Here is a 266-nt window from a genome sequence, read left to right on the forward strand (position 1 = left end):
GCCATAAGCAGAGGAGCCAGAAGAACTTGATCCCATGCGTCAAGGCGGAAAATACGCAGCGCGTTTAGGCTTGACAGTACTCGCAGTGCAGTGTTTGCATTACCACAATGTAAAACCAATAGAAGCGATGGAAGAGAATTACGAACTTAATATTGGCCATGCGCTCATAGCGCGCGCTGCGATTGATGGTTTAGATAAAGCCGTTCGTGATATGAACCGGCTTATGCTAGGACCAAGAGCTTGAGATCTGATTAAAAGCAAAAACG

1 pseudogene is annotated in these 266 nt (G+C 46.2%); it reads left to right on the plus strand.

The features are described 5' to 3' along the window. Positions 1-19: 19 nt before the first annotated feature. Positions 20-244, plus strand: a pseudogene (locus tag CWB85_RS22395) (pyridoxine 5'-phosphate synthase); the annotation flags it as partial. Positions 245-266: the final 22 nt, after the last annotated feature.

Source organism: Pseudoalteromonas sp. S1727, from assembly GCF_005886375.1.
GTDB classification, from domain to species: domain Bacteria; phylum Pseudomonadota; class Gammaproteobacteria; order Enterobacterales; family Alteromonadaceae; genus Pseudoalteromonas; species Pseudoalteromonas haloplanktis.